Raw genomic sequence first — 6,783 nt, forward strand, 5'->3', positions numbered from 1 at the left:
TCTAAATAAAATAAAAAAAAAATAAAAAAAAAATATTAAATAATGTATATAAAATACATTATTATTGTCATTGCATATTAAATTTACTCTTGTTTATGATTAATTAATGTTTATTTTTATATTAATTATTTTACAAACAGAGGTTGTTTGAAATGTTAAAGCAAATCGCTCTAATTACATTAATGGGTCTCTCTACATCTGCTGTAATGGCAGGTCAATGGCAAGTCAAAGTCGGTGGCTCTGCTATTGCGCCTACACAGGATACAAAAATTGCCAATGGTGCATTAACTGTTGAAGCAGATAGCGAATTGGCGTTTACACCATCCGTTGAATATTTCTTTAATGACAATATTTCTGCAGAACTATTACTGGCAACTCCGATTAGCCATGATGTTACAGTGAATGGATCAAATGCAGTAAAACTCAAACATTTACCCCCAACAGTAACAGCAAAGTATAACTTTAAGAACTCAACAGGTTTCACGCCTTATATTGGTGTAGGTGCAACGGCATTTATTCCTTGGGATGAGGAAACATCAGGTGTACTTGAAGGGACTAAAGTTAAAGTTAAAGAAGATTATGGTTATGCGGCGCAAGTTGGCTTTAACTATCAACCTGCTGATGCGAAAAACTGGGGTGTGTTTGTCGATGTTCGTTATGCAGACCTAAACCCAAAAGTAGAAACTGTGGTTGAAAACTTTAAGTTAGATATCGACCCAGTGATTTATACGCTTGGTTATAGCTACAAATTTTAATAATCAAAAGTAGCTTTTTAAGAACCTCATCTATGATGGGGTTTTTTTATGCAACGACTAAAGTTGAATAGTGATGAAAGAGTAAATAACTCACCATCAGTCAGTATTAAAATAAAACCATAGATAAAATGTACTGAAGCAGAATAAGAGAGTCATAAGAAATGAAATATATGCGGTATCTAACCGTGCTCTGTGGCTTGGCATGGAGTATCAATATTCAGGCAGCCAGTTTTAATTGTGACAAGGCACAAACGATAACCGAGCATGCGATTTGTGAGCATCGTTCAGTCAATGATGCGGATGTCAAAATGGCAACCACCTATAACATTTTAAAACGTTTGGTTCCAATGGGGACGCGTGGCATGATTCAAGATGAGCAGATGAAATGGTTGAGCCTACGAGACCGCTGTGGCGCATCACAAAGTTGTTTAATGGATGTCTATAAAATGCGTCAGCAAAAGCTCGATCTTCTTTTGGATCGTATTTATCGTCAGGGGCCATTTTAAAAAATTGGAAAAAAAATACTGGTCGCTATTGAAAAACTCATTCCTCACTCCAATTCATTAAGCATTCTCGATAAGACTTAATATATTAAGGAGCGATTGATGAGCGAGCAAAACGCGCACAAACATAGTTTCCAAGCTGAAGTAGCACAGCTCTTACATTTGGTGACGCATTCACTATATTCCAATCCTGAAATTTTCCTGCGTGAGTTGATTTCAAATGCGTCCGATGCCTGCGACAAATTGCGCTTTGAAGGTATTAATCACCCTGAATATTATGAAAATGACCCTGACTTGCATGTACGCGTCAGCTTCGATGAAATCAATAAAACTCTCACCATTTCAGATAATGGGATCGGTTTAACGGAGCAAGAAGCGATTGAAAATCTAGGTACAATTGCCAAGTCTGGAACCAAAGACTTTATGTCGAAACTTACAGGTGATCAGAAATCAGATGCACAACTGATTGGTCAGTTTGGTGTAGGTTTCTACTCAGGCTTTATTGTGGCGGATAAAATTACTGTTGAATCACGCCGTGCGGGTGTGGATGCGGATCATGCTGTACGTTGGGTTAGTGCAGGTACAGGTGAGTTTGAAGTCGAGCAAATTCACAAAGATAGCCGTGGTACGGACATTATTTTACATCTGCGTGAAGATGCGTTGGATTATTTACAGTCTTATAAAGTCAAACAAATTATCAATAAATACTCGGATCACATTAGTCTGCCGATTGAGATGCAAAAAGAGGTTTGGCAGCAAGAAGAAGCTGTCGAAGGTGAAGAAGCAAAACCGGGTCAGTATGTGAAAACGGATGAGTGGGAAGCGATTAACTCAGCTAGCGCACTCTGGACACGCAATAAAAATGAAGTCACTGAAGAGCAGTACATCGACTTTTATAAGAACTTGAGTCATGACTTTGAAGCTCCGTTAGCGTGGGCGCATAATCGGGTTGAAGGTAGCACTGAATATACGCAACTGTTGTATGTACCCAGCAAAGCAGCAGCCAATATTTTTACTCGTGAAGCCAAAGCAGGAATTAAGCTCTATGTGAAACGTGTCTTTATTATGGATGATGCGGATAACTTGATTCCAAACTATTTGCGCTTTGTACAAGGTGTGGTGGACAGTGCGGACTTACCACTAAATGTGAGTCGTGAGCTGTTGCAAGAAAGCCGTGATGTAAAAACCATTCGAGAAGGTAATGCACGTCGTGTATTGACTATGCTGGATGGTTTAGCGAAATCGGAAGATGAAACAGATCAAGAGAAGTTTAAAACTTTCTATAGTGAATTTGGTTCAGTGTTGAAAGAAGGCTTGGGCGAAGACTTTGGTAACCGTGAGCGTATTTTAAAATTACTCCGCTTCCCAACTTCAAACAATGATGCGGTGACCACATCATTTGCGGACTATAAAGCACGTATGCAAGACGGGCAAAAAGCCATTTACTATGTGACCGCAGACAGTCTTAATGCCGCGAAGAACTCACCACAACTGGAGTTATTTAAGAAAAAAGGCATTGAAGTTCTGCTTATGGCAGACCGTGTCGATGAATGGGCAATGGAGTTTGTCCATGAGTTTGATGGTACACCACTGCAAAACGTGGCGAAAGGCGCTGTTGACCTAGGTGATTTACAAGATGCTGAAGAGAAAAAAGCACTTGAAGCAGCGGCAGAACAATTCAAGCCTGTGGTTGAAAAACTGTCTGATTCATTGAAAACCAAGACCAAAGAAGTACGTGTGACTACACGTCTGGTCGATTCACCTGCTTGTTTGGTCACTGGTGAGGGGGAGCTTTCACCACAACTGATTCGTATGTTGAAACAAGCAGGACAGGCTGTACCTGAGTCTAAACCGATTTTAGAGATCAATCCTGAACATCCGCTAGTGAAAAAGTTGGAAGGCTCGACACAGTTTGATGATTTAGCCAATGTGATTTTTGATCAAGCCGTGATTGCAGAAGGGGGCTTACCAGATGACCCTGCTGAATATGTAAAACGGATTAACAGTTTATTGCTTCAGTAAAGCATGACATGTTTTAAAAAAAGCCTATCTCTAAGATAGGCTTTTTTATGTCAATGAATCGAATATAGAGACTTCAAGGCATTCTGAACTCGACTCAATCTGTGGGAAATCACATGGTGTGGGTATCCGTGGATAAGTTTGGACTTATCCACAGTTGTGTTTAAAGATTCAGCATTAGACTAAAAAAGTGCCTCAAAACGAACTAAGGCACTGAGGTAATGACTTCGGTCTTCACGTTTATCATTAAAGTAGTTTAAATCCCCTTGGATATAAAACCATTCACGTAAGAACGGTTGGCGCCATGATACAAAAGGCCCCCATCTATTCAACCTTAAGTCATCGTCATTATAGTATCCACCTGTGTAGAGACCGTAGTTAAAACGATTACCATGAAAGAATTGATGCTGTCTAAAGCTATAGTTGTCCCAAGTGAGGTCATCATCCTGCTCATCTGCATAGGTCAGGCTGAATTGGTTGGATAAAAAAGCCTGATCTGGGCGGGCATGCGTCAACTCTAAGTTCGTTCTTAAATAATTTTCACTGTCGATGCCATAGCGGTAAATTTGTTCTGCATAGGCACGGAAATCATTGTCCAGTTTCCATTCCTTAGAGAGTTCAACACGTGCATAAATATCATCGCCTGAACGTACCCCTAAGTCGAAATCAGTGTCAAAAGGCAAACGATCTGACAGTTGAGACCACCTTAAAGCAAGTGAGCTATTGGCATCACGGGTTTGTCGACGGTCGAAGGATTTATCGTTGTCTGCACTTGGTGGGTTTTCATTGGTAATCGCCACATTGTTTTGCAGTTCGTTATCCAGAGAGTCATCTCCAAACACCACACTCAGTTTATTTTCTAAAGTGGGAAGTTTGATTCGTCCTCGAATACGTGGTTTTACATCGTATTCATCATGTTTATTCCAGCGGTTATCGACCAAAATCCGTAGAGTTGCTGTGGCTGGTTTATTGGGATCCGTGTCTCCAAACCAGTCATCAATTTGGGTTGCAGTTTTATCTGCCCAATTCCGAACGCCTTTTTGTTGGCGGTCAACCCAAGTTCGCTCTTCAGTCACGTCGGTGGTGGGCACAATTACTTCGTCAGACTCTTCGGGTAAGAGCGTAGGAAGTGAATCAATCCACTGTGGAATTTGATATAAAAGTCCACTCCCTTTAGGAGGAGACGCAATTTGGTCAATTTCAGCCACATCATGAGGTGGCACGAAATGTTGGGTGCTATCTGTATTGCTTTCCGCCCAAGCCACGTTGACGCATGTACCTAAACTTAGGCAGAAAAATAAAGAGATGGGGCTAACATGTCGAGTTCTTTGCATGCTTTCGTACTTTATTGTTCTTCGATGTTTTAGTGTTGTAAATTTCACGTAAGAACACAAGTAGAAAATACAAAACTCTACAACTCGTTGGTGAGTTGTTTTTGAATAGAATCAAATAATTGAAATACCGTAATCGGCTCAGCTAAAGTCGAAATTGTATTTTGAATCAGTTGCCAACTGACCCCGTGCTGGCGGTCTAAGACTAAACAAGGGTAGGCGATCTCAGTGCGTGAGAGCTCGACACGTCTTTGGCCATGAATGACCCGAATTTTTTGTCGTTCTTTAAGTACTAAAATAGGGGTATTGAGGTCTGCAGAGCTTTCTTCAAACTGAATAAATTTACGACTATTCAGCAGATCCGCCAAAATAAAGGGATGATAATTTTCGATATGCCAGACCAGTTTGGCTTGCTGGGTATACACTTGAAAAATAGAAAATACATCATGTACATGACCCTGTAATTTCTCCCACTCAATTTCACGGATGGCTGCCAATTGATGATGATTGCTTTGTGCAAATTGTTGGCTCAGGCGAACGGCTTGAGCAGAACTATCAACACCGAATAGCGCCAAATACTTAATAAAACGTCCCTGTAGACTGGTTTGTTCAGCCAGATAAATCGGATAGTCAGACCAATGATCCAGTTGGTCAGAGTAGAGGAGCAAGTCGACATTTTGGCTGATATCAGTCTGCACCGAAATGTCTAGACGATATAGTTTTGGGTCTAAGTGGGTCTGATCTAATTCAAGCAATTGCGCTTGATACTGACCAAGATGGATCTGTGTAGGCAGTGTACCTGGCGATGCTGTTGATGATATTTCAGAGTTTAGAAGGCGTTTAGATGAGTCCGCATTTGGCTCAGGCACAATAGTTGGCACATCGAGTCGAGCTGATGTAGCTAAAGGCTTAATAGAGGGGCTCTGAGGCTCCTGAGACCGTGTTACAGATATATCGACTGTTGAAGAATCTAAAAGCTCAATATCAGAAAACACAAAAGATTTAGAAATAGCTGCGTGTTCAAGATCTACCACATGATTTGTTGTGTTAGATGCTATTGCAGCGGGCGTTATAAAGGGATTAACTTCTGCAACTTCTGCAACTTCTGCAACTTCTGCAACTTCTGCAACTTCTGCAACTTCTGCAACTTCTGCAACTTCTGCAACTTCTGCAACTTCTGCAACTTCTGCAACTTCTGCAACTTCTGCAACTTCTGCAACTTCTGTGGTCGAAATAAAACTCTTCGGCACTTCAGTACTGTGTGTACTCAGCGTCGTTGGAATAGGCTCCATCATATTCAATTGCTGATCGACTGGTGAATGATCAATCAACCATTGGTAAACCTCTTTAAACTTTGAAAACCAAGGGCTGTTATACACATGAGTTGAAGCATCTTGAAAGCTAATTTGCCAACCTAAACCCGATTTATATAAAACGCCCCATGCAAAATGTTGTTGTTGTTTCAAAGCACTGCTAAGGGCAGATTCATACTGAAAAAGACCAACATATAAATGTCGATATGGGCTCTGCTGTAACCAGTGTTCGGCCGTAGCTTGAGGTTGAGTGAGGGCTTTATAGGCTTCGAGTTGTTTGTGAAAAATGGGCTCATCACAACGGGCAAAGATTTCACGAATGCGTTTTTTTGAGCGCGCAATTTCAAAAAAAGACAAATGCTGATGTTCCAAACCGTCAATCAATTGATGCAGTTCTTTGATCAGCAGTGCTTTTTCGATTGCTTTCATGTGCTGAGCTCTAAAGTTGTTTTTGTGCTTGTTCCAAATAACTTGCTAAAATCATATTGAGTGCAAGTTCAAGTAATTTATATTCGGCTGAAGTTGGCTGTGTGTACTGCTTTGCTAGAGCAATCAATTGATCTGGATCAATAGTTTGTGGAGAAATACGACCTTGAATTAAAGCTTGTAAATTTTGCATAGGCATATGGTCTAAGAAGGCATTTAGTTTTGGTTTTACGGTTTAGTATTCTTTTTGATCATAATTAGAAAATCTTAAATAGGCAAAAACTATTGCATATCCTATACGAGAAAAATGTTGTAAAAAATGTAAATAACTTCGATTAAAACACAGATCATTCTAAATATTTTTGATCTAGATGCTAAATATTTGAAAATTTTTGTCAGTTATTAACCTTTTTAGGCAAAAAAATAGGCAATATAA

General features: G+C 40.1%; 6 protein-coding genes. 3 read left to right on the forward strand and 3 right to left on the reverse strand.

Annotated elements, in window-relative coordinates:
* The first annotated feature begins 152 nt into the window (after positions 1–152).
* The 3 genes from GBI16_RS17145 to htpG all read left to right on the forward strand — a co-directional run bounded on the left by GBI16_RS17145 (position 153) and on the right by htpG (position 3,280).
* A complete protein-coding gene (locus GBI16_RS17145; protein ID WP_086209732.1) occupies positions 153–755 on the forward strand; it encodes an OmpW family protein in 603 nt (200 codons plus the stop codon).
* Positions 756–916: 161 nt separating this feature from the next.
* A complete protein-coding gene (locus GBI16_RS17150; RefSeq protein ID WP_086209731.1) occupies positions 917–1,261 on the forward strand; it encodes a lysozyme inhibitor LprI family protein in 345 nt (114 codons plus the stop codon).
* A 99-nt stretch (positions 1,262–1,360) separates the two neighbouring features.
* A complete protein-coding gene (gene htpG / locus GBI16_RS17155; protein WP_086209730.1) occupies positions 1,361–3,280 on the forward strand; it encodes a molecular chaperone HtpG in 1,920 nt (639 codons plus the stop codon).
* A gap of 179 nt (positions 3,281–3,459) precedes the next feature.
* On the opposite strand, the gene GBI16_RS17160 is transcribed toward htpG, so the two are convergent.
* The 3 genes from GBI16_RS17160 to GBI16_RS17175 all read right to left on the reverse strand — a co-directional run bounded on the left by GBI16_RS17160 (position 3,460) and on the right by GBI16_RS17175 (position 6,540).
* Positions 3,460–4,611 carry a hypothetical protein gene (locus GBI16_RS17160; protein WP_086209729.1) on the reverse strand — a complete coding sequence of 384 codons (1,152 nt, stop codon included), beginning with the start codon at positions 4,609–4,611 and terminating at the stop codon, positions 3,460–3,462.
* 77 nt (positions 4,612–4,688) lie between these two features.
* Positions 4,689–6,350, reverse strand: coding sequence for a hypothetical protein (locus tag GBI16_RS18730; RefSeq protein WP_171494581.1), 1,662 nt, complete (start codon positions 6,348–6,350; stop codon positions 4,689–4,691).
* Positions 6,351–6,360: 10 nt separating this feature from the next.
* Positions 6,361–6,540 carry a hypothetical protein gene (locus tag GBI16_RS17175; protein WP_162900293.1) on the reverse strand — a complete coding sequence of 60 codons (180 nt, stop codon included), beginning with the start codon at positions 6,538–6,540 and terminating at the stop codon, positions 6,361–6,363.
* Positions 6,541–6,783 lie beyond the last annotated feature (243 nt).

Origin of the sequence: Acinetobacter sp. TUM15064, assembly GCF_008980265.1 — a bacterium.
Classification (GTDB): Bacteria; Pseudomonadota; Gammaproteobacteria; order Pseudomonadales; family Moraxellaceae; genus Acinetobacter.

Coding starts and splice junctions, on each gene's coding strand:
- GBI16_RS17145 (WP_086209732.1), top strand. CDS start 153: ATGTTAAAGCAAATCGCTCTAATTACATTAATGGGTCTCTCTACATCT.
- GBI16_RS17150 (WP_086209731.1), top strand. CDS start 917: ATGAAATATATGCGGTATCTAACCGTGCTCTGTGGCTTGGCATGGAGT.
- htpG (WP_086209730.1), top strand. CDS start 1,361: ATGAGCGAGCAAAACGCGCACAAACATAGTTTCCAAGCTGAAGTAGCA.
- GBI16_RS17160 (WP_086209729.1), bottom strand. CDS start 4,611: ATGCAAAGAACTCGACATGTTAGCCCCATCTCTTTATTTTTCTGCCTA.
- GBI16_RS18730 (WP_171494581.1), bottom strand. CDS start 6,350: ATGAAAGCAATCGAAAAAGCACTGCTGATCAAAGAACTGCATCAATTG.
- GBI16_RS17175 (WP_162900293.1), bottom strand. CDS start 6,540: ATGCAAAATTTACAAGCTTTAATTCAAGGTCGTATTTCTCCACAAACT.